Annotated in this window: 28 protein-coding genes; 14 read left to right on the top strand and 14 right to left on the bottom strand. The window is 61.9% G+C overall.

The window, feature by feature from the left end:
• The first annotated feature begins 77 nt into the window (after positions 1–77).
• From DN387_RS04690 to DN387_RS04710, 5 genes are all read left to right on the top strand, one after another.
• Complete coding sequence (locus tag DN387_RS04690; RefSeq protein WP_043861473.1) at positions 78–1334, top strand: TolC family protein; 1257 nt, start codon at positions 78–80, stop codon at positions 1332–1334.
• A complete protein-coding gene (locus DN387_RS04695) occupies positions 1331–2815 on the top strand; it encodes an efflux RND transporter periplasmic adaptor subunit (RefSeq protein ID WP_054914554.1) in 1485 nt (494 codons plus the stop codon). The genes DN387_RS04690 and DN387_RS04695 overlap by 4 nt, the downstream gene beginning before the upstream one ends.
• Complete coding sequence (locus DN387_RS04700; RefSeq protein ID WP_054914553.1) at positions 2812–5970, top strand: efflux RND transporter permease subunit; 3159 nt, start codon at positions 2812–2814, stop codon at positions 5968–5970. The genes DN387_RS04695 and DN387_RS04700 overlap by 4 nt, the downstream gene beginning before the upstream one ends.
• Positions 5967–6317: a copper-binding protein gene (locus tag DN387_RS04705; protein ID WP_054914552.1), complete on the top strand. Its 351-nt coding sequence runs from the start codon at positions 5967–5969 to the stop codon at positions 6315–6317. Before DN387_RS04700 ends, DN387_RS04705 begins: the two co-directional genes overlap by 4 nt.
• Positions 6318–6864: 547 nt before the next feature.
• Positions 6865–7923, top strand: coding sequence for a linear amide C-N hydrolase (locus tag DN387_RS04710; RefSeq protein WP_054914551.1), 1059 nt, complete (start codon positions 6865–6867; stop codon positions 7921–7923).
• Between the two features lie 265 nt (positions 7924–8188).
• Here the strand turns inward: DN387_RS04710 and DN387_RS26035 are convergent, their stop codons facing one another.
• A complete protein-coding gene (locus tag DN387_RS26035; RefSeq protein ID WP_255001044.1) occupies positions 8189–8323 on the bottom strand; it encodes a hypothetical protein in 135 nt (44 codons plus the stop codon).
• A gap of 196 nt (positions 8324–8519) precedes the next feature.
• Between DN387_RS26035 and DN387_RS04715 the strand changes: the two genes are divergently transcribed.
• The 3 genes from DN387_RS04715 to DN387_RS04725 all read left to right on the top strand — a co-directional run bounded on the left by DN387_RS04715 (position 8520) and on the right by DN387_RS04725 (position 9526).
• Positions 8520–9035, top strand: coding sequence for a DUF4142 domain-containing protein (locus DN387_RS04715; protein WP_043861503.1), 516 nt, complete (start codon positions 8520–8522; stop codon positions 9033–9035).
• Between the two features lie 82 nt (positions 9036–9117).
• Positions 9118–9312, top strand: a complete 195-nt coding sequence (locus tag DN387_RS04720; protein ID WP_054914550.1) for a hypothetical protein — start codon at positions 9118–9120, stop codon at positions 9310–9312.
• 40 nt (positions 9313–9352) lie between these two features.
• On the top strand, positions 9353–9526 hold the full coding sequence (locus DN387_RS04725; protein ID WP_167400191.1) for a hypothetical protein: 174 nt from the start codon (positions 9353–9355) through the stop codon (positions 9524–9526).
• 47 nt (positions 9527–9573) lie between these two features.
• On the opposite strand, the gene DN387_RS04730 is transcribed toward DN387_RS04725, so the two are convergent.
• Positions 9574–10176 (bottom strand): helix-turn-helix domain-containing protein, encoded by a 603-nt coding sequence (locus DN387_RS04730; protein WP_043861479.1) that lies wholly within the window; start codon positions 10174–10176, stop codon positions 9574–9576.
• Positions 10177–10221: 45 nt separating this feature from the next.
• Positions 10222–12174 carry an FAD-dependent oxidoreductase gene (locus DN387_RS04735; RefSeq protein ID WP_054914549.1) on the bottom strand — a complete coding sequence of 651 codons (1953 nt, stop codon included), beginning with the start codon at positions 12172–12174 and terminating at the stop codon, positions 10222–10224.
• A gap of 192 nt (positions 12175–12366) precedes the next feature.
• On the opposite strand from DN387_RS04735, the gene DN387_RS04740 reads away from it, so the two are divergent.
• From DN387_RS04740 to DN387_RS04755, 4 genes are all read left to right on the top strand, one after another.
• On the top strand, positions 12367–13410 hold the full coding sequence (locus DN387_RS04740; protein ID WP_054914548.1) for an ABC transporter substrate-binding protein: 1044 nt from the start codon (positions 12367–12369) through the stop codon (positions 13408–13410).
• Between the two features lie 121 nt (positions 13411–13531).
• Entirely contained in the window at positions 13532–13705 is a 174-nt protein-coding gene (locus tag DN387_RS04745) for a hypothetical protein (RefSeq protein ID WP_167400190.1), read from the top strand.
• A gap of 104 nt (positions 13706–13809) precedes the next feature.
• Positions 13810–13989 (top strand): hypothetical protein, encoded by a 180-nt coding sequence (locus tag DN387_RS04750; RefSeq protein WP_080922870.1) that lies wholly within the window; start codon positions 13810–13812, stop codon positions 13987–13989.
• Between the two features lie 84 nt (positions 13990–14073).
• Positions 14074–14256, top strand: coding sequence for a DUF6021 family protein (locus tag DN387_RS04755; RefSeq protein WP_078480403.1), 183 nt, complete (start codon positions 14074–14076; stop codon positions 14254–14256).
• Positions 14257–14309: 53 nt separating this feature from the next.
• On the opposite strand, the gene DN387_RS04760 is transcribed toward DN387_RS04755, so the two are convergent.
• The 4 genes from DN387_RS04760 to DN387_RS04775 all read right to left on the bottom strand — a co-directional run bounded on the left by DN387_RS04760 (position 14310) and on the right by DN387_RS04775 (position 15610).
• On the bottom strand, positions 14310–14561 hold the full coding sequence (locus DN387_RS04760; RefSeq protein WP_043861483.1) for a hypothetical protein: 252 nt from the start codon (positions 14559–14561) through the stop codon (positions 14310–14312).
• A gap of 203 nt (positions 14562–14764) precedes the next feature.
• Complete coding sequence (locus DN387_RS04765; RefSeq protein WP_043861484.1) at positions 14765–14977, bottom strand: hypothetical protein; 213 nt, start codon at positions 14975–14977, stop codon at positions 14765–14767.
• 119 nt (positions 14978–15096) lie between these two features.
• Complete coding sequence (locus DN387_RS04770; protein ID WP_043861485.1) at positions 15097–15321, bottom strand: hypothetical protein; 225 nt, start codon at positions 15319–15321, stop codon at positions 15097–15099.
• Positions 15322–15382: 61 nt separating this feature from the next.
• The gene (locus tag DN387_RS04775) at positions 15383–15610 is read right to left on the bottom strand and encodes a hypothetical protein (protein WP_043861486.1); all 228 of its coding nucleotides are present in this window, start codon (positions 15608–15610) and stop codon (positions 15383–15385) included.
• An 84-nt stretch (positions 15611–15694) separates the two neighbouring features.
• Between DN387_RS04775 and DN387_RS04780 the strand changes: the two genes are divergently transcribed.
• Positions 15695–16384 carry a metallophosphoesterase gene (locus DN387_RS04780; RefSeq protein WP_054914547.1) on the top strand — a complete coding sequence of 230 codons (690 nt, stop codon included), beginning with the start codon at positions 15695–15697 and terminating at the stop codon, positions 16382–16384.
• On the opposite strand, the gene DN387_RS04785 is transcribed toward DN387_RS04780, so the two are convergent.
• Positions 16377–16709 (bottom strand): hypothetical protein, encoded by a 333-nt coding sequence (locus tag DN387_RS04785; RefSeq protein ID WP_054914546.1) that lies wholly within the window; start codon positions 16707–16709, stop codon positions 16377–16379. The two genes, DN387_RS04780 and DN387_RS04785, sit on opposite strands and share 8 nt — an antisense overlap.
• Before the next feature lie 101 nt (positions 16710–16810).
• Here DN387_RS04785 and DN387_RS04790 point away from each other — a divergent pair, with 101 nt between their 5' ends.
• Entirely contained in the window at positions 16811–17437 is a 627-nt protein-coding gene (locus DN387_RS04790; protein ID WP_043861489.1) for a LysE family translocator, read from the top strand.
• Positions 17438–17440: 3 nt separating this feature from the next.
• On the opposite strand, the gene DN387_RS04795 is transcribed toward DN387_RS04790, so the two are convergent.
• From DN387_RS04795 to DN387_RS04820, 6 genes are all read right to left on the bottom strand, one after another.
• Positions 17441–19891, bottom strand: coding sequence for an autotransporter outer membrane beta-barrel domain-containing protein (locus tag DN387_RS04795; protein ID WP_054914545.1), 2451 nt, complete (start codon positions 19889–19891; stop codon positions 17441–17443).
• A gap of 151 nt (positions 19892–20042) precedes the next feature.
• On the bottom strand, positions 20043–20318 hold the full coding sequence (locus DN387_RS04800) for a peptidylprolyl isomerase (RefSeq protein ID WP_038611202.1): 276 nt from the start codon (positions 20316–20318) through the stop codon (positions 20043–20045).
• 90 nt (positions 20319–20408) lie between these two features.
• Positions 20409–20888, bottom strand: a complete 480-nt coding sequence (eco, locus tag DN387_RS04805) for a serine protease inhibitor ecotin (protein WP_054914544.1) — start codon at positions 20886–20888, stop codon at positions 20409–20411.
• Between the two features lie 68 nt (positions 20889–20956).
• A complete protein-coding gene (hbdH, locus tag DN387_RS04810) occupies positions 20957–21727 on the bottom strand; it encodes a 3-hydroxybutyrate dehydrogenase (RefSeq protein WP_054914543.1) in 771 nt (256 codons plus the stop codon).
• 10 nt (positions 21728–21737) lie between these two features.
• On the bottom strand, positions 21738–23129 hold the full coding sequence (locus DN387_RS04815; RefSeq protein ID WP_043861493.1) for a GntP family permease: 1392 nt from the start codon (positions 23127–23129) through the stop codon (positions 21738–21740).
• A gap of 277 nt (positions 23130–23406) precedes the next feature.
• Complete coding sequence (locus tag DN387_RS04820) at positions 23407–24801, bottom strand: sigma-54-dependent Fis family transcriptional regulator (protein WP_043861494.1); 1395 nt, start codon at positions 24799–24801, stop codon at positions 23407–23409.
• Positions 24802–24807 lie beyond the last annotated feature (6 nt).

A 24807-nucleotide genomic window follows, 5' to 3' on the forward strand; every position in this document is an offset into this window, starting at 1 on the left:
TTCCGCATTAGCGGGATGGACTAGCTGCGCGCGTTCCATTTTTTCGCGTGCAGTGGATGATCACAGGAATCGTAAACATGAACTCCAAGTGCAATTGCACAGGCTGGTCTCTTATGGCCGGCTTGGCGGCAAGCGTGCTGGCATTGCCGAGCTTCGCTGCGCCATTGACGCTCGATGAAGCTCTGCGTCTGGCCGAAAACAATGCGCCGTCGCTGACCGCACAAGATGCCAAAATTCAAGCTGCCAGCAGTGCAGCTATTCCAGCCGGTGAATTACCTGATCCCAAGCTGCTGATGGGCGTGCAGAACTACCCCATTGGGGGCCCGGATCGCTGGAGCATCGACCAAGACTTCATGACCATGCAAATGGTCGGGGTCAGACAGGAGATGCCCAACAGCGACAAGCGCAAAGCGCGGATTGAGGTCGCCGATGCAGCTATTGATCGCGCCTCTGCGGAGCGTCGAGTCGAACGTCTGAAGGTACGCCAGTCCACGGCATTGGCCTGGATCAGTAGTTACTCGGTTGAGCGCAAAGATGCACTGTTTCAGGACTTCTACAAAGAAAATCTCCTGCTAGCCGATACTGTACGGGCTCAGATTGCCGGTGGCCGCGCTCAACCTGCTGACGCGGTGACACCCAAACAAGAAGCAGCCAAACTGGCAGAACAACAGGACGATCTGACTCTCCAAAGAGCGCAAGCACAAGCGGCTCTCAAACGCTGGATTGGTTCTGCCGCTAACGACAAGCCTGTGGGTAGTTTTCCTGAATGGCCGGTCGACACCTCAGGCTACTCCCATAGGCTGCAACACCATCCCGAGTTGGCTGCGTTTGCACCGATGACCCGCGAAGCGCAGGCCAAGGTTCGGGAAGCCGTATCAGAGAAGCAGTCGGACTGGAGCTGGGAAGTGGATTACCAGCATCGTGGCCGTGAGTTCGGCGATATGGTCAGCGTGCAATTTTCTTGGGATTTACCTCTGTTTCCTGACTCGCGCCAAACCCCCAAAATCGCTGCCAAGCAGGCTGAACTCAGCCAGCTCGAGGCCGAGCGCGAAGCCCTGTCACGCGAGCACACTCAGCAATTGGAGAGCGAACTGGCCGACTATGAGCGCCTGAATCGTGCGGTGCGTCGAAATCAGGAAAGCCTGTTGCCTCTGGCCAAGGAAAAGGTCGAACTCAGTATGGCGAGTTATCGGTCGGGCAAAGGCGATTTGAGCGCCGTGGTTGCCGCCCGACGTGAACTCGTCGAAGCGCGCCTCAAACAGATCGACGTGGAGGAGCAACGAGCGCTGACCAGTGCGCGCCTGTATTTCGCTTATGGGGAGACCAGCCAATGAGCCTAAAAAAATGGAGTGGGTCATTGGTGATAGGCATCTCGTTGGCATTGGGTGTAGCCGGTGGGTACTGGTTCGCTCATCTGCGCATGAGCGAAGTGCCAAGTACCGTTCCAGAGCAGAGCCTCAATTCTCCAAACGAGCGGAAAGCCCTGTATTGGTACGATCCCATGTACCCGCAACAAAAATTCGACAAGCCGGGTAAATCCCCCTTCATGGACATGCAGTTGGTTCCCCAGTACGCCAGCGGTGCAGGGGATCGGGCAACTGTGAGTATTGATCCGAGCTTGACTCAAAATCTCGGGCTGCGTTTTGCGACCGTCACCCGTGGTGTCCTGGATTCCAGCCTCAATGTGACAGGCATCCTGGCGTTCAACGAGCGTGATGTCGCGGTGATTCAGGCTCGCACCAGTGGTTTTGTGGAGCGGGTCTACGCCCATGCTCCCGGTGACGTGCTCAAGGCCAACGCGGCATTGGCGGATATCCTAGTGCCAGAGTGGGCAGCCGCCCAGACGGAGTTCCTTGCCCTGAAACGCGGCGGGGATGCTGAGCTACTGGCTGCGGCCCGCCAACGATTACTGCTCACGGGAATGCCAGCGGCACTGATCACTCAGGTCGGGCGTAGTGGCAAGGTTCAGCCTTACTTGACGCTCACCAGCCCTATAGGTGGTGTGCTGCAAGAATTGAATGTTCGTGCAGGCATGACCGTGGCGATTGGCGATACTCTGGCACGTGTGAACGGCTTGAGCAGTATCTGGCTGGCCGTGGCCATTCCAGAATCGGAAGCCGGAACTCTCACCTTAGGACAGACCGTCGAAGCGCGCTTGCCTGCCTTTCCGGGAACAACACTCAATGGCAAGGTCAGCGCGATTTTGCCCGAGACCAACTCGGACAGTCGCACAATTCGTGTGCGGGTGGAGCTGCCCAATCCTGACGGTCACCTGAGACCAGGTCTGTCGGCGGAGGTACGTCTGAACCGCTCGACCGAGCAGAGTGTCCTGTGGGTGCCAAGCGAGGCCGTCATTCGCACTGGTCGACGTGCTCTGGTGATGCTCGCCGCAGGCGCGGGTCGCTACCGTCCTGTGGAGATCCAACTTGGGCAGGAAAGCGATGGTAGAACGGCGATCCTGAAGGGCTTGGAAGAAGGTCAGAAGGTGGTTACGTCTGGCCAATTCCTGCTCGACTCGGAGGCCAGCCTTAAGGGCGTTGTCATAGGGGCGGAGGACGAGTCACCACCAGGTGCAGCAGGCTCCAGCTTACATGAAGCGGATGGGCAGATTGTTGAGATCAACGACAAAGAGGTCACTCTTGCCCATGGCCCTTTCAAGACGTTGGGCATGCCTGGTATGACGATGACTTTCCCGCTTGCCAAACCGGCACTGATGCAGGGACTTGAAACGGGTGACAAGGTTCGTATCGGAGTTACTCAAACCGATGATGGTTTGCGTGTGGATCGCTTGGATAAATCGGGGAGCCAGCCATGATCGCGGCCCTGATTCGTTGGTCAGTGGCCAACCGTATCCTAGTGCTACTGGCGACATTGTTCGTTACGGCTTGGGGCATTTGGTCGGTGCAGAGCACCCCTATAGACGCGCTGCCCGATCTCTCTGATGTACAGGTAATCATCCGTACACCTTACGCAGGCCAGGCGCCGCAGATTGTCGAGAACCAGGTCACCTATCCGTTAGCCACCACCATGCTTTCGGTGCCGGGTGCCAAGACGGTACGTGGTTACTCCTTCTTTGGTGATAGCTTCGTTTACGTGTTGTTCGAAGACGGCACTGACTTGTATTGGGCCCGTTCGCGGGTGCTGGAATACCTGAGCCAAATACAAAGTCGATTGCCTGCCAGTGCCAAGCCGGCGTTGGGGCCGGATGCGACAGGGGTGGGGTGGATCTATCAATATGCACTGGTAGATCGCAGTGGCGGACACGACCTGGCACAGCTTCGCGCTCTTCAGGACTGGTTCCTCAAGTTCGAACTCAAGACTTTGCCCAACGTTGCGGAAGTGGCTACCGTGGGAGGTATGGTAAAGCAGTACCAGGTGCAGCTCGATCCGCTCAAACTGGCCAGCCTCGGCATCACGCAAGTCGAGGTGAGCGAGGCTATCGGCAAAGCTAACCAGGAAACCGGTGGTGCCGTGTTGGAGATGGCAGAGACCGAGTTCATCGTGCGGGCGTCGGGCTATTTAAAGACACTTAATGACTTTCGAGCGATCCCGCTTAAGTTGGGTTCAGGCGGTGTGCCGGTGACCCTGGGTGATGTCGCCACGATTCAGTTAGGGCCGGAAATGCGCAGGGGCATCTCCGAACTCGACGGCGAAGGTGAGACCGTCGGTGGTGTGGTGATTTTGCGTAGCGGCAAGAATGCTTGCGAAACCATTGCAGCGGTCAAGACCAAGCTCGATGAACTGAAAAGCAGTCTGCCGGCTGGTGTGGAAATCGTCACCACCTACGACCGCAGCAAGCTGATCGACCGCGCTGTCGATAATCTCAGTCACAAGCTGATCGAGGAGTTCATCGTCGTCGCCTTGGTGTGTGGGATCTTCCTCTGGCACCTGCGCTCATCCCTGGTGGCGATTATCTCCTTACCGGTTGGTGTATTGATTGCCTTCATCGTCATGCGTTACCAGGGTATCAACGCCAACATCATGTCCTTGGGCGGAATAGCCATCGCCATTGGTGCCATGGTCGATGCTGCCGTAGTGATGATCGAAAACGCCCACAAGAAAATCGAGGCCTGGCACGCAGCCAATCCGGATGAGGAGCTAACGGGGGAGCGTCATTGGCATGTGATGACTGAAGCAGCGGCAGAGGTAGGCCCGGCACTTTTCTTCTGCCTATTGATCATCACCTTGTCGTTCATTCCGGTATTCACCCTGGAGGCTCAGGAAGGACGGCTGTTTGGCCCATTGGCGTTCACCAAGACCTACGCCATGGCCGCAGCGGCGGGATTGTCTGTGACTCTGGTGCCCGTGCTGATGGGCTACTGGATTCGAGGGCGAATACCCAATGAGCAGCAGAACCCGTTAAACCGTTGGCTGATCCGAATCTATCAGCCGGCTTTGGATATGGTCTTGCGTCGACCTAAGATCACATTGCTGTTGGCGCTACTGATTTTTGTCAGTGCGCTATGGCCAATGTCGCGCTTGGGTGGTGAGTTTCTTCCGCCGCTGGACGAGGGTGATCTGCTCTATATGCCTTCGGCTTTGCCGGGCTTGTCGGCACAGAAAGCAGCGCAATTGCTGCAACAGACCGACCGCCTGATCAAAACCGTGCCCGAAGTCGAACATGTCTTCGGTAAAGCGGGACGCGCGGAAACTGCCACCGACCCCGCGCCGCTAGAGATGTTCGAAACCACCATTCAATTCAAACCGCACGAGCTATGGCGTGCAGGCATGACCCAGGAAAAACTGGTGGAAGAACTGGATCGAGTGGTGCGAGTCCCTGGACTGACGAATATCTGGATACCACCGATTCGCAACCGTATCGACATGCTGGCCACTGGGATCAAGAGTCCCATCGGGGTGAAAGTTGCCGGCACCAACCTGACGGAGATCGACGCCGCTACTCAGGCGGTAGAGCGCGTTGCCAAGGGTGTGCCTGGTGTCAGTTCAGCTCTGGCTGAGCGCCTGACCGGTGGCCGTTACATCGACGTGGATATCGACCGCAAAGCCGCCGCGCGCTACGGGCTGAATATTGCCGATGTGCAGTCCATCGTGGCCGGTGCTATCGGTGGTGAAAATGTTGGGGAGACCATTGAAGGGCTCGCCCGTTTTCCGATCAGCGTGCGCTACCCACGGGAGTGGCGTGATTCGGTCGGCGCCTTGGAGCAATTGCCGATCTATACCCCGCTAGGGAGCCAGATCACCCTCGGCATAGTGGCGAAGGTCAAGGTCACGGATGGCCCACCGATGCTCAAGAGCGAAAACGCACGACCTTCGGGTTGGGTATACATCGATGTGCGTGGTCGAGACATTGCCTCGGTGGTCGCCGATCTGCGCCGAATCGTCAGTGAGCAGGTCAAGTTGCAGCCCGGAATGAGCCTGAGCTATTCAGGACAGTTTGAATTTCTCGAAAGGGCCAACGCACGACTCAAGCTGGTGGTGCCTGCCACGCTGCTGATCATCTTCGTGCTGCTCTATCTGACGTTCGCACGCTTCGATGAGGCTTTGCTGATCATGGCCACGCTGCCATTCGCACTTACGGGCGGAGCATGGTTCCTCTATCTGCTGGGATTCAACCTATCGGTCGCCACCGGGGTCGGCTTTATCGCCTTGGCCGGTGTGTCCGCCGAGTTTGGTGTGATCATGCTGCTCTACCTGAAGAATGCCTGGGCCGAACGGGAAGACCTCGGCGACAGCACTGAGCGCGGGCTGGTGGCAGCGATTCGTGAAGGCGCTGTGCAGCGCGTTCGACCCAAGGCCATGACCGTGGCGGTCATTATTGCCGGTTTGCTGCCGATCCTGTTGGGCAGTGGCACTGGTAGCGAAGTGATGAGCCGCATTGCCGCGCCCATGGTCGGCGGCATGGTCACGGCCCCCTTGCTTTCCCTGTTTGTCATTCCGGCAGCCTATCGCCTGATGCGTCGCCGGCACCTCATCGTTGAACCGATCAAACCACAAGGAAAATTCGTATGAAACTGACCCTGATCGCAGCTGCCAGTACCGCGTTTATGTTTTCACTTTCTGCCTACTCGCAGGACATGCCGGGTATGAGAATGGATGGTATGGAGGGCATGAAGATGGAGCAGGAAACAAAACAGGCTCCAGTTGCTGACGCTGAGGGAACCATCAAGGCTATGGATACTTCGAAGCATACGGTGACCATCTCCCACGGAGCTGTGCCAGCGGTGCAATGGCCCCCAATGACTATGGCCTTTTCAGTGACGGAGGATCTGCTGGCAGGTCTGAAGGTCGGAGACCATGTATCGTTTTCCTTTAGGGTAAAGGATGGCAAAGCCGCAATCGTTTCCATTAAAAAATAAGACTGTAGCGATGAGAACTACCGGCACGCTCTGTCGTGCCGGTTTGGAAAGGCTACCCTTGCTAAAATCCGCCATCTGATCGTCGCCACAATTCGCGTATTTACCATGGACACCACGTGATCCATTTCTGTGAAAATGCGTGTGGTCTATGGACGCCGGAAACTTGCTCTAAACCCCGCCAACTGTTCATTCAAACTGATCTCCATGGGTTGACATCTTTCCTTTATATCGACGAAGCCTTCGCCGATCTGACGGGTATGACCGACCTGGACCAGCTCGGCCGGCGCATCCGCGCCCCGTGCAACCACAAAATGGAAAAACACCGAATCGACCCAAGTGGGGTAAGCCAAGGCTGCGGTACTTGTAAGCGAACGCTGTTTGTCCCCTCAAATCTTGATTTCTGATATGTCCGTGCTTTATTGGCTGATGTTTGTCGTCATTGACGATCAAACACTATTTGTCATTACCGAGCCAGGTGCTTGCACGTTCGCTTGAAGGCCTGGGCTCGCGCGTGTTGATAATCAGTTTGGTCAAGGAAATCAAAGGAATGAAACTTTCACCCGCAGCAAAAGGAATTGCACTGGCCCTGGTCGGTTTCTGTTCATCGATACCCGTGGTGCACGCCTGCACGCGGCTGGTTTTTCTTGGAGATAACCAACAGATCATAACGGCACGCTCAATGGACTGGGCGAAGGATGTGGAAACCAACCTGTGGGTGTTCCCCCAGGGCATGAAGCGCCACGGTGAGGCAGGCCCCAATTCGGTTACCTGGACGTCGAAGTACGGCAGTGTCATTGCGTCCGGCTACGATATTTCCACCACCGACGGCATCAACGAAGCCGGGTTGTCTGCAAACCTGCTGTGGCTGGTGGAATCAGAATATCCAGCACTCGAACAGGGCAAGCCAGGGCTCAGTATCTCGGCATGGGCTCAGTACGTATTGGATAACTTCAAGACCGTGGCTGAAGCGGTCGAGGCGCTCAAGGCCGAACCGTTTCATGTGGTGACATCCAAGGTTCCGAAGGAAACCCGCCTGGCAACGCTGCACCTTTCAATGTCCGATGCGTCGGGTGATAGCGCAATCGTTGAATATATCGATGGCAAGCAAGTCATTCACCACGACAGAAAATATCAAGTGATGACGAACTCGCCGAAGTTCAACGAGCAGTTGGAAATGTATGCTTATTGGCAAGGCATTGACGGAACACAGATGTTGCCTGGCACCAACCGCTCGCCTGATCGCTTTGCGCGTGCGTCCTTCTACGTAAATGCCGTGCCCAAGCATGAGGATGCGCGGCTGTCACTGGCCAGTGTGTTCAGTGTGATTCGCAACGTCTCGGTGCCGTACGGCATTACAACGCCAGATCAGCCCAATATCTCATCCACGCGCTGGCGGACCGTGGCGGACCATAAACACAAGCAGTATTTTTTCGAGTCCGCAGTCACGCCCAATACGTTCTGGGTTGACCTGAAGAAGCTGGACCTCAGCCAGAAAACCGGCAAGGTGAAGAAGCTGGACCTGGGGCCGAACCAGGCAAACGTGTATGCCGGCGAAGTGTCCGCGCGCTTCGAAGAGTCCGCACCGTTCAAATTCGAGGGGATTTGAATTGCACCAGCGACTTGATCCCTGACATTTACACTCAGGACGCAACAGCGCTCGCCTCGGCAATCATGAGGTCGAGCGCGCTTTTGTGTGCGTTGAACAAAAGGCGGCTCGGTCATCAGCCTGCCTGCGACAACCCAAATCCCAGACAAAGAAAAGCCCGCGATGGGGGGGAGCGGGCTTAAAGGTTTCTACTAGGAGCTGGGTCAACCATAAGCCTTCGAATGTGAAAGGCTTGTGAAAATTACGGGATTGGTCTGAATGATTGCTATTTCACCGTGCAGGTCCAGCGATGATTGTGCCGGTAGGGCGCGCGCATGAAGGTGATGTCCGAGACGCGGGTCAGGCCGCGTTTGCGCAGGGCGTCGGTCAGTTGTACGAGTGTCTCTGCTTCGATAGTCATTGCTGTTACCTCGTCAGATTTACTGCGTTCATAGGTCTGGACCGGGCGGGTGTCGGGCTAATTCAATTTTTTTGCCCGTGTATCGACGACCGCAAACAGGCCAGGCAAAAAAGATGAACCACCCACGCCGCCACGCGCTCACATGAACAGCGGTACCTCAAACGCAGTTCCCGAAAAACAGAACGAGGATTTCATGATGAATACCCTGTTGCGAAGCAGCGCTTTTGCGCTGGCGTTTACCCTGGCAGGCGCGGTACACGCGGCCCAGGACGCCGACGATTTCGTGGAAGACGCCTCGGCCAAAGGCATCGCCGAAGTGGAAGCCGGCAAGCTGGCCCAGGAGAAGGGCAGCGCCAGCGACGTGAAGGCCTTTGCCGACATGATGGTCAAGGACCATACCGCCGCCAACGAGAAGCTCAAGGCCATCGCTGCCAGCAAAAAGCTGGAAGTCTCGGATGATGCCATGCTGATGGACAAGGCCAAGGCGATGATTCTGGAGCTGCGTAGCGCCAAGTCGTTCGACCAGGCCTATGCCAACAACCAGGTCAAGGCGCACGAGGCCACCATCGAGCTGTTCGAGAACTATGTGAAGGACGGCACCGATGCCGAGCTCAAGGCGTTCGCCGAGAAAACCCTGCCCACGCTGAAAGAGCATCTGACCAAGGCCAGGGCACTTGCCAGCGCACATGGCGGTGATGCAGCCCAACCCTGAGTGAATGCCCGCTGGCCAGTGCGCACGCGCTGGCCATTGGCAATGCAGTACGCACCGTTCCAGTCGTAGAGGAGAGGTGACGATGAACGACACGGACAAAAGGCAGGCGTTGCAGAACTGGCGACAGGCGTTGGTCCACGAGCATGCGTCACTGGACGCCGAGCAGCGTTACGACAAGGCGTTGATGGCCGCCGATGCACTCGAGGTGGCGGGCATCATCAGCAGTCGCGAGTGGCGCGAGCTGGTGAAGGAAGCCAATGCCTTTATCTTCCACTGAGGGGCGTTGCCAATGCCGGCAGTGCCTGGAGGTTAACGTCATGAAACTGACCGCGTTGGCGTTGCTGGTCGCCAGCCTGTCGATGCTGCAAGGGTGCTTCAACGAGCCCGAGCATGTCGACAAGGATACCGATCGCAGCAAGTCTTCCCTGCAGATGCAAAAGCCCGACACGCCCCCTGCGGAGCCGGCGCCTCGGCAACCCCCCAACAACTAGCTTGAGCGAACGTGCGCCCCAGTCAGCCGAGGCTTGGGGCGCAGGGCTCAGAAGGTGGGCGGGGTGATCACCCAGATCACCACCGCATCCACTTCACCCGGGTTGCCGTATTTGTGCGGCTCCTGGCTGGAGAAGCTGAAGCTGTCGCCTTCGCCGAGTTCGAAATGGCGATCCCCCACCCACAGCTCGAAGCGGCCGGACAGCACGTACCCGGCTTCTTCGCCCTCGTGGCTGTAGCTCTGCTGGCTGTAGGTGCCTGGCGGAAAACGCGAGTGGAGCATCTCCAGTTCGCGGTTGGGTTGCGGGGTGAGCAACTGGTCGACGATGCCGTCTTCGTAATGCACGCTCAGTCGGCTCTGCCGGCGCACCACGTAGCCGCTGTCCTCGGGGGCGGTGACCGCCTCGCTGGCGAAGAACCACTGGATGGTCACGCCCAGGCTGCGGGCGATATTGAACAGTGCCGGTATCGAGGGGTACGACAGGTTGCGTTCCAGCTGGCTGATATAGCCGGCGGTCAGCTCGCTCTGTTGCGCAAGCTCGGTCAGGGTCATGCCGCGACGCTTGCGAAGCCCGCGAATGCGCGTGCCCAGAAAGTGCGGCGCGGCGCTGCCGTCCTCGGCGGTGGGCGGCAGCTTGCTGTTGTTGCTCATGGCGTTATCCGATCAGCCCTGCAAAGGCCCGGAGTATAAACAGCCTCACAGGCTCGCGGCGACTTTAAGACCCTCATAGATGGCTTCCTCGGCGGTACGCGCCGCCAGGCAATCGCCAATGCGGTGTACTGCGGCCAGGTCCTGGATCTCGCCGGCCAGGGTGTCGACCGGGTGATGGCCGTGGCACAGCACCAGGGTGTCGATGCCTTCGAAGATCATCGCCTCGCCGCTGGCGGTGTGCTGCAGGTAGACGCTGCTGTCGTCGCAGCCATACAGCCGCGCATAGGGCGTGATCGGGATGCCCAGCTTGTGCAGCTCGCCGGCCATCTGGTCACGCACATACAACGGCAGGCTCTCGCCGCAGTGGCTACCGTTGACCGCCAGTTGCACCTGATGCCCGGCGCGGGTCAGGCGTTCGGCGATGCCCGGCCCGATCCAGTCGCAGCGCCAGTCCATCACCATCACCGAGCGACCGACCTGTACCTGCTCGCGCAGCACCTGCCAGGCGTCGACCACCTGCAACTCGCCGCCGCGCTCGAAAGCCGGCCAGTAGGGCGCGGCACCGGTGGCGACGATCACGGCATCCGGCTGCTCGCGCGCGACCAGCGCGCGGTCGACCCGGGTATTGCGCACCACCTCCACGCCGGCCAACTGCATCTCGCGTTGCAGGTTGGTGCTGGCACCGCCGAATTCGCTGCGCCGTGGCAGCAGTTGCGCCAGCAGCACCTGGCCACCCAGTTGGGCGGCCGCCTCATACAGGGTGACCTGATGACCACGGGCCGCCGCTACCGCGGCAGCCTTCATGCCGGCCGGGCCGCCGCCCACCACCATCACCTTCTTGCGCAGTGTGGCAGGCTGCAGTTGGCCGAACTGCCGCTCGCGCCCGGTCTCCGGATGCTGGATGCACGAAATCGGCAGGCCCTTGTGGAAGTGCCCGATACAGGCCTGGTTGCAGGCGATGCAGGCACGCACGTCTTCGGCCCGGCCGCTGTCGGTCTTGTTCGGCATCTGCGGGTCGCAGATCAGCGCGCGGGTCATGCCACACACGTCGGCCTGGCCGCGGGCAAGTATCAGCTCGGCCTCCTGGGGCTGGTTGATGCGCCCGGTAACGAACAGCGGAATGTCCAGGCTGGCCTTGAAGGTGCCCGCCTCGCGGGCCAGATAGGCGGCCTCGATGGCCATCGGCGGCACGATATGCACCGCGCCGCCCAGGGACGCCGAGGTGCCGGCCACAATATGCACATAGTCCAGTTGCCCTTGCAGGGCCTTCACCGCGCCGAGCGATTCATCTTCGCTCAGGCCCTCGGCGTCGCGTTCATCGGCGCTGATGCGCAGGCCGATGATGAAGTGTTCGTCGGTGCTGGCACGCACCGCGGCGATGACCTCGCGCACAAAGCGCAAACGATGTTCAAGGTCGCCGTTGTAGCCGTCGCTACGCCGGTTGACCCGTGGGTTGATGAACTGGGCGGGCAGGTACCCGTGGCTGGCCACCACCTCCACGCCGTCCACGCCCGCCTGATGCAGGCGCCGCGCCGCCGCGGCATAGCCGGCCACTATCTCGTCGATCATGCCTTGGTCAAGCTCGCGCGGCATCACCCGGAATCGTTCGTTGGGCACCGCCGAGGCCGAGTAGGCCACCGCCAGCAAGCCGTCGCTGGACTCCATGATCTCGCGCCCCGGGTGAAAGATCTGCGACAGCACCACGGTGCCGTGGGCATGGCAGGTCTCGGCCAGCCGGCGATACCCCTCGATGCAGGCGTCATCGGTGGCCATCAGCACGTGGGAGGTGTAGCGGGCGCTGTCGTGTACGCCGGCCACCTGCAGCACGATCAGCCCCACACCACCTTCGGCCCGGGCCTGGTGATAGGCAATCAGCTGTTCGTTGACCAGGTTGTCGGTGGGCATCGAGGTGTCGTGGCCGCTGGACATGATGCGGTTCTTGAGGCGCTTGCCACGGATCTGCAACGGGGTGAACAGGTGCGCGAAGGCGGTCGACATGGTGGTCAGGCTCCAGCGGGGGTGTTGTTATTATTTTTCTATGAAAGTGTACCGACAGTAAAAAATCAACTTGTTTTTTTACTTGGGTTTGATTAGCGTCGAGACACCCCAGTGCAGGGGCTTACCTCACAAAAACAAGAAAGTGGACCACGCCGGCGCCAGGCCGAGTGGTACCCGCAGGAGGATCCATCGATGAAAGCGTTCCCGCGTAAACCAGGCCTGTATGCAGTGCTGCTTGCCCTGGGCCTGGGCAGTGCCCAGGCAGCTCCGCAGATGGTCGTGGTGGGTTATGGCGGTGCCGGGCAGAAGGCCCAGGACGTGGCGTTCTTCCAGCCGTTCAGTGCCCAGGACAAGAGCAAGCTGATCCAGAGCGAGTACAACGGTGAAATGGCCCGCATCAAGGTCATGGTCGACACTGGCAATGTGGACTGGGATGTGGTGCAGATCGAAGGGCCTGACTTGATGCGCGGGTGCGACGAAGGCATGTACGAACCCCTCGACTGGAAGCAGCTGGGGCATGCCGACGAGCTGATCCCGGACGCTGCCCAGGCGTGCGGCTCGGCGGCGCTGGTGTGGAGCGTGGCGATCGCCTATGACCGCGACAAACTGGCCCAGGCGCCCACCTCCTGGGCCGACTTCTGGGACGTGAACAAATACCCGGGCAAGCGCGGCCTGAGGAAGCGTGCGGTGTACAACCTGGAGTTCGCACTGCTGGCCGACGGCGTCAAGGTCGAGGACGTCTACAAGGTACTGGCCACCCCCGAGGGCGTGGACCGCGCCTTTGCCAAGCTGAGCGAGCTCAAGCCCAACATCCAGTGGTGGGAGGCTGGCGCGCAGCCGGCGCAGTGGCTGACGGCGGGTGACGTGGTGATGACCTCCACCTACAGCGGGCGCATCGCCAGTGCCGCGCAGGCCGGTGCGCCGTTGGCGGTGGTATGGCCCGGCAGCCTGTACGGCATGGACTACTGGGCCATCATCAAGGGCTCCAAACATGTCGACCAGGCCAAGAGGCTGATCGCCTACACCAACGACCCGGCAGCGCAGGTGCGCTATGTACAGCAGATTCCCTACGGCCCGACCAACACCCAGGCCGCGGCAAAGCTGGACCCGTCGCTGGCCAGCTGGGTGCCGACCTCGCCGCAGAACCTTCAAGGGGCGCTGTCGATGAACGTCGAGTTCTGGGTCGATCATGGTGACGAACTGGAGGAGCGGTTCAACGCCTGGGCTACCAAGTAGCCGTTGCAGCCCGTCTCCTGCACCGTTCTGCAGGAGCGGGCTCAGCTGTGAAGGGGCGCGCGGCGCCCCTTCAAAGTCTGGTTAAATACGCGCTTACCAGAACCGCCGGCGAGCCCGTTCCATGCACGATGACGACGATATCCACGAACCCGAGCACGACCACCTGCTCGACCACGAATTTCACGATCAATACATTGCCCCCGAGCCAGAGGCGGGCGGTATGGATGAGGATGACGAGGACGATGATGCCTGGGGTCTGCTCGACGATGACGATGACCAGCCCGAAGACCCATAGCCCTGCCGGCTTCACCATTCGTCGCGTGTGCTGCACCCTGGCCCCGGCCTGACCTCCAACTGACAGGGCCCGGATGTTCCGGGCCTTTGCTGGCGAGGTGTTCCATGACTGACCAAGTGACTGCCCAAGCCCAAGACCCCACCCAACCGACGACGGCTCCCGAAGACGTCGATCCGCTGGCACGCCCACCGGTGTTCACGCCAGATCGTCCCGAGGACTGGAAAGACCCGGCCAGCGGTGATGGCGTGCCCGATGACGAAGACATGCCGCTGCCCAATGATTGAGCGCAGGGGCGTCTGCCAGGGGGCTGGGGGGATCGCTGGCAGACACCCGGATGCCTGGCCCCATTCGACGACGTGGAGGTACTGATGACCGGTAATCAGCACAAACCAGAAGGACCGCATTCATCCGAGCACGCCTCTGAACGGGACACGCTGGACTTTGATCCCGATTCGCCAGACCTGGATGACCCGCAGGTGGATCCGGTAGGCCCGGCCAAGGCGCCCAAGGGCGGGCCAGAACCACGCAAGCCACCGCTTCTTGGCGAGTAGCCGCAAACAAGGGCCCGGCGCAATGCCGGGCCTTTTTGCAATCAGCCGTGCAATCAGCCGCCGGCTGCCTTGGCCGCGGTCACACCCGCCGCACTGAGCTTGATCGGGTAACGCACTGACGGTTCATCGTCGGCCCCAACGGTGACCGCACCGTCCTGGATCAACCCCTTGTCCTGCAGTTGCTTGAGCGTCTCGGCCACCGCCTTTTCGCCTTCGAAGTTGTCCAGCACTTCCTTGCCCAACCCGTTCGGGTGGGCGTGGTACAGCCGGGTGAGTACTTCGTTTTGCAGTGTTTGATTGGTCATTGCCTGCCTCGCAGTGTTCATGGGTATGAAGGGCGTTGCACAGCTTCCGACAGGCCAGGGCGGCAGGGATTCCACCGGATGTCGCGAGGGGGCGACCGGGTGCGTTACAGCAGGTTGCGGGGCGGGGGCGGGCAGCAGGGCCCTGAAACAGAACTGCCCCGGGCAACGCCGCGGGGCAGTGGGTCAAGCGCTACGCCGGGGCGTCAGGGCTTGTTGTTGAGCTTGCGCAGTTCTTCGTAGGTGGCCGACTGGACGAACCAGAAGCCGGAAACGATGCACCAGGTCAGCGTACCGACAATCAATGTGCCCAGGCCAGCCAGGAAACTCTGGCTGAACATGAACAGGCCGGAAATCCAGATGACGGCCAGTGCCACGTACAGCACCACGTTGTTGACGCTGATAACAAAATCTTTCACGAGTAATCCTTCCCGAGTCATTGTCCACTGTCGCACGAACGGCGTGCGACAGGCCGCTATCATATTGATATTGCGACAACAATTCCATCGGAACGGGCGATGCGCCTGCCTGTCAGCGGCTAGCGAAAGCGCGGCAGCGGTCGGTCCAGGGTGAGGGAGGTCAGGGTCTTCTTCACCAGCACCTCGTCGGCTTCGACGGCCTTGAGAGTGTCGCGGATCTTGCCCGCCACCGGTACATCGCCCTGGCGGTCGATCCAGTCGGCGATCTCCTTGCAGGCCACGGCCAGGCGGTCCTGACGGTGGTTGATCAGGGTCAGCAGGGTGGTGATCTCTTTGTCGGACATGGCGCATTCCTCCCTTCGGCGAATTAAGTGTAGCAGTGCGCCGGCAGTTGGCCCCCCAGCCTCAATCGGGTTTGCCGCGCACGATGCGCCCGTCCTTGACCTCGTCGGCATAGGCCTTGAGCTTGTCCGAGTCCCGGTACAGGCGGTTCATCAGGTGCAGCACCGCCACCACGTCGACGTCCTTGATGCGCTCGGCCAGCTTGCTGATTTCACCGGCGGTACGCTCAAGGTCGGTGGCGACCAGCTTCAGGTCACGTTTGAGTTCTGCGGAGGACTTCTTGATACCCATGGATACCTCGGATGGGCTGATTGCGTTCAAATGGGTGCATTCTAGCAGGCGACACCATCGGCAACAGAAGAGGGGAGGCACAGCATGAGCGCCAGGGTGCAGGTACGGGCCAACCGTCGTGGTCGCGATATCGCGGTGGGCGATGTCCATGGGCACTTCCAGCGCCTGCAGCAGGCACTGGATACCGTCGGGTTCGATCCGGCCATCGATCGGCTTTTCAGCGTGGGCGACCTGGTCGACCGTGGGCCCGACAGCGAACAGGCGCTGGCATGGCTCGATCAACCCTGGTTTCACGCGGTGCAAGGCAATCATGAAGCGTTGGCCATTGCCCACGTGCGGGGCCACTGGCTGGACCAGGCGATGTACCGCGCCAGTGGTGGCGGCTGGTTTCTCGACCTGGATGCGCAGGCCCAGGCCCGCTTTGTGGCCGCCTTCGAACAGATGCCCCTGGCGCTGGAGCTGCAAACCCCTGAAGGCCTGGTCGGCCTGCTGCACGCCGACTGCCCGTTCGCGCATTGGCAGACACTGTGCGAGCACCTGGCAGGCGAACCTTCAGCCGATGTTCAGGAGGTGTGCCAATGGTCGCGACGACGCTTGCAGCAGGGCGACACTGGCGAGGTTCAGGGCTTGCGTGCGCTGATCGTCGGGCACACCACGCTGCGCGAGGTGAAGGTGCTGGGCAATGTCTGGCACCTCGATACCGGCGGCTGGGCAAGCGGACACTTCAGCCTGCTTGATCTTGCCAGCCTTGAGTTACTGCAGACGCCTAGATGAACCACCACGGGTCACCGTTGGGCTTGGTGGGGGTTCGCCTGAGCTGGCGTATCGATACCCATGCCAACGCGATGCCAACCAGCAGCATCAGGCCACTGAACACCATCTTGAACAGGATCGCGGCATGAAACGCGTCGGGGTTGTCACGCAGCGTATGGGTCACGTTGTGGACTGGCCGGATACGGTTGCTGACCATGCTGGTCACGCTGCCCGCCTGCAGGTCTTGCAGGTTCAGCAGGGCCATCGCCAGGGCACCCAGAATCAACAGGAAGCCAGCCATCAGCAAGACCATCATATGGCCGCTGCCCACGCTGTTCTGGCGCATGGTCGCCTCCTGGCAGATTTCGAGAAGCGCGCGATCATACATGACTTGACGCTGGCCGGCAGGGCATTTGAAACTCGTTGCCCCAGCCACCGGAGCCCCTCATGGACCTGACCACCCTCGCGTTATTCATCCCGGCCTGTTTCGCCCTGAACATGGCCCCTGGCCCCAACAACCTGCTGTCGCTGAACAACGCCAGCCGCTACGGCCTGCGCACGGCCTGCCTGGCTGGCGCCGGCCGCCTGCTGGCGTTTGCCGGCATGATCGTACTGGCCGCCATGGGCCTGGCGGTGGTGCTGCATACCAGTGAATACCTGTTCCTGCTGGTCAAGGTGCTGGGCGCCGGCTACCTGTTCTACATCGCCTGGCAGTTGTGGCGCGCACCGGTCGGCGAGGCCGCGCAGGTCGGTGCACGCGGCGTGGGTACCCTGCGCCTGGCGCGTCAGGAGTTCCTGGTGGCGGCGGGCAACCCCAAGGCCATCCTGATCTTCACCGCGTTCCTGCCCCAGTTCGTCAGTGTGACAAGCGCCACGCCGGTGGCCGAGCAGTTCGCCGTGCTGGGGGCGATGTTCCTGGTACTGGAGTGGCTGGCCATCGCCATCTACGGCTGGCTGGGGGCGTACATGCAGCGCTGGTTCAACCAGCCTGCACCGCGTCGGCTGTTCAACCGGGTCAGCGCATCGTTGCTGGGCCTGGCGGGGTTCGGCCTGCTCGCCGCACGCCGGGCCTGAGCCCTACCAGCGGATGCGCAGCCCCAGGGTGCCGCCAATCGATTCCTGCTGGCGGCTGTCAAGGTTGGCGCTGTAGGTCACTGCGCCGTACACCGCCACGGCGGGGCTCAGCCGGGCGCTCAGGCCGGCGCCCACGTCCATCCAGGTGGCGGCCTGATCAGTCCTGATCGGCTCGCCCCCGTCGAACCGCAGGGTGTCGCGCCCGCCACTGCTGCGCCATACATTGCTGCGCAGGTAGGGCTCCAGCGGCACGCTGCCGGCCAGATAGCTGCCCTTGATTCGTGCGCCAACGCGCCCGGTCCAGTTGGTCTGGCTGTCCTGGGTGACCGTTGAAATGCCATCGCTGCGTGTATCGAAGTCGACCTTGCGGGCGATCACCTGCACCTGGGGCTCGACCACCCAGCGCGCGCTCAATGCCAGCGGATAGCCGGCCTCCACCGAGGCCGCCAGGGCATGCCCATCCAGATCGAGCTTCACGCCGCGATCGGAACGGGCGCGGCCGTCCAGACCGGTGTACTGCAGCACTGTGTCCACGTACCACTGCCCGGGACCGATCAGCGTCCAGTAGGCGCCGACACTGTCGCCATCGAGGCGGACATCGCCCACCGCATTGTCTTCGAAACCCAGCGCGAAGCCTTTGACATCGCCATCGAGCCGGCTATGGCTGACATACACCCCGGCGTGCTGGCGATAACCGCCGTCGGTGTGCGTCGCATACAGGTCATGGCCCACCTCGAAACCGCTCAGGTTGCCGTCCAGGCTTGGCGACACCGTGCCGGACCACTGCTGGCGCAGGTGCTCGCCAAAGGTACGGGCCCACCCAGCGGCCACCGGGCCTTGTTCGTCGAGCAGGCGTTGCTCGCCCTGGCGCTGGTGGAAGGTGCCCAGGGTCGACAGGCTGATGATGGCCGCGGCGCGGCTGGCCACCGCGTACACCGGCACTTCGGCGCGGTACAGCACGATGGCCTGCCCGGCGACCGGGGTGGGCAGTGGCGGGGTACCCGGGGCGGCCACGGGCGCCGGCACCACCGGTGGTGGTGGCTGGCCGGGCAGGGGCGGCGCCGATACCGGGGGCGCGACCACGCTCGAGCGCAGGTACCAGCTGTTCTCGCTGCCAGCGCTGACCCCGCCCTTGAACAGGTAGTACTGGTAGGCCCCGGCCGACAAGGGCTGGCCAAGGCTGAACGCCGTGCTGGTGCTGGTGGTGCCAGGGCCGGCCTCGACCACCTGGATGCCATCGGCCGCTGTCAGCGCGCCGCTGCCGCCCAGGTTGTTCACCTGAAGGGCAGTGCTGCCGGCCAGCGAGCCCTGGTTGACCACCAGCCGGTCGGAGGCGGCGCCGTCGCCTTCGAGCACGCTGTCGACCTTGAGCACGCCGTTGCTGCCTGCGTAGTTGCCGTCGAGGGTCAGGCGGCCCAGTGCATTGGCGCCGCTGCTGAGGTCGATGAGCCCGGCGTTGTTCACGCTCACCGATGTGCCGCCGGCAAACGCCGTCACCTGGCCGGTGCGCGCCACCAGCTGGCTGGTGGCATCGATCAGCAAGGTGCCGGTACCCGTGCCCTGGTCTCCAAGAACCAGGTGGTCATCCAGGTTGAAGACCGAGGCGTTGGTCAGGGCCATGCGCTCCCAACCGGTATAGCGCGCGCCCAGGCTGCTGCGGGTATGGTCCAGTACCAGGCTGTCGCTGCCCAGGCCGCCGTCCACCTGGCGCACCAGCCCCAGGCGGCTTTCGTCGAGGTTGGCCAGCAGCGCCTGGTCGCTGCCGTCGCCCATCAGCACCGCACCGCGCACGATGCCGTCGTCGCGCCAGGTGAAGCTGTCGTCGCCGAAGCTGAGCAGTACATTGCCCACCACCTCGCCACCGCTGATGGTCACGCTGTCATCGCCGCCGCTGACGCTGATGTTGCCGCCGATGCGTCCGCCACTGACGATGACCGTGTCGCGGTCAAAGCCTGTGACCAGGTTGGCGTCGATGATGCCGCCGGACATGTCGAACAGGTTGCGGTCCAGCTTCATGTCGACGCGCCCGATGCGCCCGCCGCTCATGTAGGCCACATCCCCATCTTCGAAGGCGCCGATGATACGTCCGCCGCTCATCTGGAACAGGTCGCGGCCGTTGCCCTGCTGCAAGGCCTGCAACTGCCCGCCGGTCATGATGAAGGTGTCGATGCCCGCGCCCTGATCGAGCACGCCGGTGATGATGCCCGACGCCATCTCGACGCGGTCGGCGCCGGGGCCGAAGGTCACGCTGCCGGCGAGGGTGCCGCTGCCCCCGGCCGGCAGTATCAGCGTGTTGTCACCGCCAGGGTCGACAATGGAGGCGCCAATGCCGCTGTCGCAGACATAACGATCGTTGCCGCCGGTAGGGGCGAAGGTGCAGTCCGCCTGACTTGTCAGGGCCCACGGGCCCAGCAACGGCAGGCACGCCAGGGCAACGCGGCTGGGCGGGCTCATTTCGTCCTCCTTGGGCTAGCGATCGGCCCAAGCGATACAGGGCTGCGACGGCGGTCGCAACTGGCAGAAATGATAGGTGGTCATCGAAAAAGTGCACATTGGCGCAAAAAACGCCTGATCGATGGCACGCCTGTCGATCAGGGCAGAGGGCTCAATCGCGGTAGAACACCTGCACCAGGTGGTAACCGAATTTGCTCTTGATCGGGCCGTGTACCACCCGCAACGGCTTCTTGAAAATCACCTGGTCGATGGCGCCCACCATCTGTCCCGGGCGTACTTCGCCCAGGTCGCCGCCGCGTTTGCCCGACGGGCAGGTGGAGTACTTTTTCGCCAGCACATCGAAGGCTTCGCCCTTGGCGATGCGCTGCTTGAGCTGTTCGGCCTCTTCGGCGGTCTTGACCAGGATGTGACGGGCCTGTGCTTTCATGTTGCCTCTGTTACGGGTAAAACCGGCGATTATGCCTGATTCGGGGCAGGGCGGCTTGGCGCGCCGTGCCCCGAACCCACGCTTGGCGGGTTACTCCACCGTGGCGCGTTTCACGTCGCTGGAAGCCGACCAGATGCGATAGCGCACTTCCACGTCCTTGGGGGTGTAGACCACCACCGGCAACTTGCTGTTGTAGCGCAGCAGGAAACCATCGCCGACCACCGGCACGAAGGCGTCGATCTTCTTGTTGTCGGGGCAGCCCATCAGGGTAGAGACAGGGCCCATCACCTTGTCCAGCCGGTAGTAACTATAGCCCCAGCCTTCGAGGGTCTTTTCTTCGAGGTTGCCACCCAGGCGCTGCAGGTTGCAGTCCACCTTGAGGGTCTTGCCGGCCAGTACCTCGACCTTGAATGCCGACTCGTCTTTCTGCTCGGGCAGGTGGATCACCTGGCGCACAAAACCGTTTTCGGCTTCGGGATAAGGGGCCACATCCTTGAGGCTGGCTGCGAGAACAGGGGCGCTGAAAGCCAGGGGCAGCATGACCAGGGCGGTCAGGGAAAGCGGTCGCATAAAAGCTCCTTGCGGTTTGAAAATGACAGTCGTAGCCGGCCAGCGGTACCTGCGCCCCAGGCCGATGGCTACTGGGCCAGCCAGCCGCCATCGATGTTCCAGGCGGCGCCGCGTACCTGGCTGCCGGCTTCGCTACACAGAAACAATACCAGCTCGCCCAGGTGTTGCGGTGTGACGAAGGCGTGCGAGGGCTGCTTTTCGGCCAGCAGGTCCTGCTGGGCCTGCTGCGGGTCGACCCCGCTGGCGATGCGATCGTCGATCTGCTTCTGTACCAGCGGGGTGAGCACCCAGCCGGGGCAGATGGCGTTGCAGGTCACGTTGCTGGTGGCGGTCTCCAGGCCCACCACCTTGGTCAGCCCGACCACCCCGTGCTTGGCCGCCACGTAGGCGGCCTTGCCTACCGAGCCGACCTGCCCGTGCACCGAGGCGATGTTGATCACCCGCCCCCAGTTGCGCTGGCGCATGCCGGGCAGTGCCAGGCGGGTGCTGTGAAACACCGCCGAAAGGTTGAGCGCGATGATCGCGTCCCAGTGTTCCACCGGGAACGCCTCCACCGGGGCGACATGCTGGATGCCGGCGTTGTTGACCAGGATATCGACCCCGCCGAACTCGCGTTCGGCATAGGCAAACAGGTCGTTCAGTTGCTCCACGCTGCCAAGGTCTGCCGCGTGGTGCCCCACCCGGGTGCCATGCCGGCCCACCTCGGCAAGCGCTGCACTGGCGTCGCCGAAGCCGTTGAGAATCACATCGGCGCCAGCGCCGGCCAATGCCTGGGCGATACCCAGGCCGATGCCACTGGTGGAACCGGTAACCAGTGCGACTTTTCCTGCAAGGCTCATGGAAGTCTCCTTAGACAATGCCTGTAGCGTAGAAGGTAGCGATCACCACGAAGACTGCCAGGGTCTTGATCAGGGTGATGCCGAAGATGTCCTTGTAGGCTTCGCGGTGGGTCAGGCCGGTCACCGCCAGCAGGGTGATCACCGCGCCGTTGTGCGGCAGGGTGTCCATGCCGCCGCTGGCCATCGCGGCCACTCGGTGCAGCACCTCCAGCGGAATGTTCGCCGCGTGCGCCGCACTGATGAAACTGTCGGCCATGGCCGCCAGCGCAATGCTCATGCCGCCGGATGCCGAGCCGGTGATGCCGGCCAGCAGGGTCACGGTGATGGCTTCGTTGACCAGCGGGTTGGGAATGTTGCGCAGCGCATCGGCCAATACCAGAAAGCCTGGCAGCGACGCGATCACCGCGCCGAAACCGTATTCCGACGCCGTGTTCATCGCCGCCAGCAGGGCACCATTGACCGCGCTCTTGCTGCCCTCTGCCAGGCGCGTGCGGATGGCGCCGAAGGCGCTGACCAGCACCAGCAGGATGCCCAGCAGCAGGGCGGCCTCGACCGCCCAGATGGCCGTCAGCTTGGCGATCTCGGTCTGTACCGGGGCGCTCATGCCGGGCAGGCTCAGGCTGTGGGTCTTGCCGTACCACGCCGGGATCCAGTGGGTGAACAGCAGGTTCATCACCCCCACCACCAGTAGTGGCGACAACGCCAGCAGCGGGTGCGGCAGGGTCAGGTCGGCGGCGGTTTCGGGCTCGTTGCGCAAGTCGCTGCCGTAGCCTTCACCGGCGCGCTGCGCCTTGTTGCGCTGGCGCTGCAGGTACAGCATGCCGGTGCAGAACACGAACAGCGTACCGATCACGCCAAGCCATGGCGCGGCCCAGGCGGTGGTGTTGAAGAAGGTGCTGGGGATGATGTTCTGGATCTGCGGGGTGCCCGGCAGGGCGTCCATGGTGAACGAGAACGCACCCAGGGCAATGGTGGCTGGTATCAGACGTTTGGGGATGTCGCTCTGGCGAAACATCTCGGCGGCGAACGGGTACACCGCGAACACCACCACGAACAGCGACACCCCGCCATAGGTGAGCAGCGCGCACACCAGTACGATCACCAGCATGGCCTGGCGTGTGCCCAGCAGGCGAATGGCGGCAGCCACGATCGAGCGCGAGAAACCCGAGAGCTCGATCAGCTTGCCGAACACGGCGCCGAGCAGGAACACCGGGAAATAGAGCTTGATGAACCCGACCATCTTTTCCATGAACACCCCGGTGAAGGCGGGCGCGACGGCGGAAGGGTCGGTAAGCAGCACCGCGCCGAGGGCGGCGATGGGGGCAAAAAGAATCACGCTGTAGCCACGGTAGGCCGCCAGCATCAGCAGCGCCAGGGCTGCCAGGGCAATGATCACACTCATCGAGTGTCTCCTTGGGTGCATCTTGTTTTTGTTGGGATGCAGCCCTTAGCGAAGACCGTGCCATGTTAATAAGCTATTGATTTGTAAGGATAAATATTAATTCCAGTGGAATTTATCGAATGATTGTCTCTGGCTTGAGACTGGCTGTGCCCGCGTGCGCTTGCAGCGCAGGAGGATCTGCACACGGGGTCTGCCTGACACACCGCGCAAACAGGTCTACGACCGCGTTGTGCCAATTCGCAAGCAGGGCCGTCTCCAGGTTGAGATGCCAGTCTCTCTATTGAGACTTAATCCCCAGAGCCGCCAGCTTCTTGTACAGCGTCGAACGCCCCAACCCCAGCTCACGTGCGGCCTGCGGCACATTCCCGGCGCAGCGGACGAGGGCGTTTTCCAGCAACTGGCGCTCGAATGCTTCGCACGCCTGCCTGTAGTCGGTTATGGGGTCGGTGTCGACTGTAAGGGGCGTGAATGGGCCCAATGCCGATTGCACCTGGGCGGCAGTCAGTTGCTGCTGGTCGGCCATCAGCGTGGCCCGCTCCAACACGTTGCGCAGCTCGCGAATGTTGCCCGGCCAGGCATGTCGGGCCAGCAGCGCCTGGGCCGGTGCCTGCAGCTCATGACGGCTGCCCAGCTCCTCCAGTATCGCCTCGCTCAACGCCGGCAGGTCATCGAGCCGGGCACGCAACGGCGGCACCTCGATCGGCAGCACGTTCAGGCGGTAATACAGGTCGGCGCGAAACTCCCCGCGGGCCATCGCTGCCGAAAGGTCGCGCGAAGTGGCAGCAATCACCCGCACATCGCTCTGCAGCATCTGGTTGGAACCCACCGGCTCGTACTCCTTTTCCTGCAGCACGCGCAGCAGTTTGCTCTGCAGCGCCAGCGGCATGTCGCCGATCTCATCGAGAAACAGCGTGCCGCCTTCGGCCACCTGCAGCTTGCCCGGCCGGCCCTTGCGGTCGGCGCCGGTGAACGCACCCGGCGCGGTGCCGAAGAATTCGGCCTCCAGCAGATCGTGCGGGATGGCGGCGCTGTTGATGCTGACAAAGGGCTTGTGGGCGCGGGGCGAGGCGGCGTGGATGGCATGGGCGAGCAACTCCTTGCCCGTGCCGGTCTCACCCAGTAGCAGCACCGGCGAATCGCTGCTGGCCCCACGCCGCGCGCGGCGTTTGACCTCAAGGCTTGCGGCGCTGGTACCGATGAACTGCGCAAAGCTGTACTTGGCCTGGCGCGCACGCAGCAGCGAGCGGGTCGAGGCCAGTTCCTGCTGCATGCTGGCATAGCGCTTGAGCAGCGGCGAAAGGCTGTGCAACTCATCGAACAGGGCAAAGCCGATGGCGCCCATCACCGCGCCCTCGGCATCGTGGATCGGCAGGCGCATCACCACCAGCGGCTCCTTGGGCGTGTCGAGCATGTCCAGCAGAATCGGCCGGCCCTGGGTGATCACGTCGCGCATCTGGCTGCCGGGGATCACGCTTTCGCACGGCTGGCCAATGGCGGCACTGGCGTCCTCCAGGCCAAAGCGCCGTGCGTAGCGCTGGTTCATCCACACGATTCGTGCATCGCGATCGACGATGATCGTGCCCTCGCTGGATTGCTCGATGATCTCGAACAGCGAGCGGATCGCCAGTTGGCGCACGCGCTGGTAGTCCTTGAGGCTGTCACTGTCTTGCATGGGCCG

This window comes from Pseudomonas sp. FBF18 (genome assembly GCF_024261405.1).
Classification (GTDB): Bacteria; Pseudomonadota; Gammaproteobacteria; order Pseudomonadales; family Pseudomonadaceae; genus Aquipseudomonas; species Aquipseudomonas palmensis.

Excerpts from the sequence above, each read along its gene's own strand:
- DN387_RS04690 (WP_043861473.1), top strand. The coding sequence starts at position 78 with ATGAACTCCAAGTGCAATTGCACAGGCTGGTCTCTTATGGCCGGCTTG.
- DN387_RS04695 (WP_054914554.1), top strand. The coding sequence starts at position 1,331 with ATGAGCCTAAAAAAATGGAGTGGGTCATTGGTGATAGGCATCTCGTTG.
- DN387_RS04700 (WP_054914553.1), top strand. The coding sequence starts at position 2,812 with ATGATCGCGGCCCTGATTCGTTGGTCAGTGGCCAACCGTATCCTAGTG.
- DN387_RS04705 (WP_054914552.1), top strand. The coding sequence starts at position 5,967 with ATGAAACTGACCCTGATCGCAGCTGCCAGTACCGCGTTTATGTTTTCA.
- DN387_RS04710 (WP_054914551.1), top strand. The coding sequence starts at position 6,865 with ATGAAACTTTCACCCGCAGCAAAAGGAATTGCACTGGCCCTGGTCGGT.
- DN387_RS26035 (WP_255001044.1), bottom strand. The coding sequence starts at position 8,323 with ATGACTATCGAAGCAGAGACACTCGTACAACTGACCGACGCCCTGCGC.
- DN387_RS04715 (WP_043861503.1), top strand. The coding sequence starts at position 8,520 with ATGAATACCCTGTTGCGAAGCAGCGCTTTTGCGCTGGCGTTTACCCTG.
- DN387_RS04720 (WP_054914550.1), top strand. The coding sequence starts at position 9,118 with ATGAACGACACGGACAAAAGGCAGGCGTTGCAGAACTGGCGACAGGCG.
- DN387_RS04725 (WP_167400191.1), top strand. The coding sequence starts at position 9,353 with ATGAAACTGACCGCGTTGGCGTTGCTGGTCGCCAGCCTGTCGATGCTG.
- DN387_RS04730 (WP_043861479.1), bottom strand. The coding sequence starts at position 10,176 with ATGAGCAACAACAGCAAGCTGCCGCCCACCGCCGAGGACGGCAGCGCC.
- DN387_RS04735 (WP_054914549.1), bottom strand. The coding sequence starts at position 12,174 with ATGTCGACCGCCTTCGCGCACCTGTTCACCCCGTTGCAGATCCGTGGC.
- DN387_RS04740 (WP_054914548.1), top strand. The coding sequence starts at position 12,367 with ATGAAAGCGTTCCCGCGTAAACCAGGCCTGTATGCAGTGCTGCTTGCC.
- DN387_RS04745 (WP_167400190.1), top strand. The coding sequence starts at position 13,532 with ATGCACGATGACGACGATATCCACGAACCCGAGCACGACCACCTGCTC.
- DN387_RS04750 (WP_080922870.1), top strand. The coding sequence starts at position 13,810 with ATGACTGACCAAGTGACTGCCCAAGCCCAAGACCCCACCCAACCGACG.
- DN387_RS04755 (WP_078480403.1), top strand. The coding sequence starts at position 14,074 with ATGACCGGTAATCAGCACAAACCAGAAGGACCGCATTCATCCGAGCAC.
- DN387_RS04760 (WP_043861483.1), bottom strand. The coding sequence starts at position 14,561 with ATGACCAATCAAACACTGCAAAACGAAGTACTCACCCGGCTGTACCAC.
- DN387_RS04770 (WP_043861485.1), bottom strand. The coding sequence starts at position 15,321 with ATGTCCGACAAAGAGATCACCACCCTGCTGACCCTGATCAACCACCGT.
- DN387_RS04775 (WP_043861486.1), bottom strand. The coding sequence starts at position 15,610 with ATGGGTATCAAGAAGTCCTCCGCAGAACTCAAACGTGACCTGAAGCTG.
- DN387_RS04780 (WP_054914547.1), top strand. The coding sequence starts at position 15,695 with ATGAGCGCCAGGGTGCAGGTACGGGCCAACCGTCGTGGTCGCGATATC.
- DN387_RS04785 (WP_054914546.1), bottom strand. The coding sequence starts at position 16,709 with ATGCGCCAGAACAGCGTGGGCAGCGGCCATATGATGGTCTTGCTGATG.
- DN387_RS04790 (WP_043861489.1), top strand. The coding sequence starts at position 16,811 with ATGGACCTGACCACCCTCGCGTTATTCATCCCGGCCTGTTTCGCCCTG.
- DN387_RS04795 (WP_054914545.1), bottom strand. The coding sequence starts at position 19,891 with ATGAGCCCGCCCAGCCGCGTTGCCCTGGCGTGCCTGCCGTTGCTGGGC.
- DN387_RS04800 (WP_038611202.1), bottom strand. The coding sequence starts at position 20,318 with ATGAAAGCACAGGCCCGTCACATCCTGGTCAAGACCGCCGAAGAGGCC.
- eco (WP_054914544.1), bottom strand. The coding sequence starts at position 20,888 with ATGCGACCGCTTTCCCTGACCGCCCTGGTCATGCTGCCCCTGGCTTTC.
- hbdH (WP_054914543.1), bottom strand. The coding sequence starts at position 21,727 with ATGAGCCTTGCAGGAAAAGTCGCACTGGTTACCGGTTCCACCAGTGGC.
- DN387_RS04815 (WP_043861493.1), bottom strand. The coding sequence starts at position 23,129 with ATGAGTGTGATCATTGCCCTGGCAGCCCTGGCGCTGCTGATGCTGGCG.
- DN387_RS04820 (WP_043861494.1), bottom strand. The coding sequence starts at position 24,801 with ATGCAAGACAGTGACAGCCTCAAGGACTACCAGCGCGTGCGCCAACTG.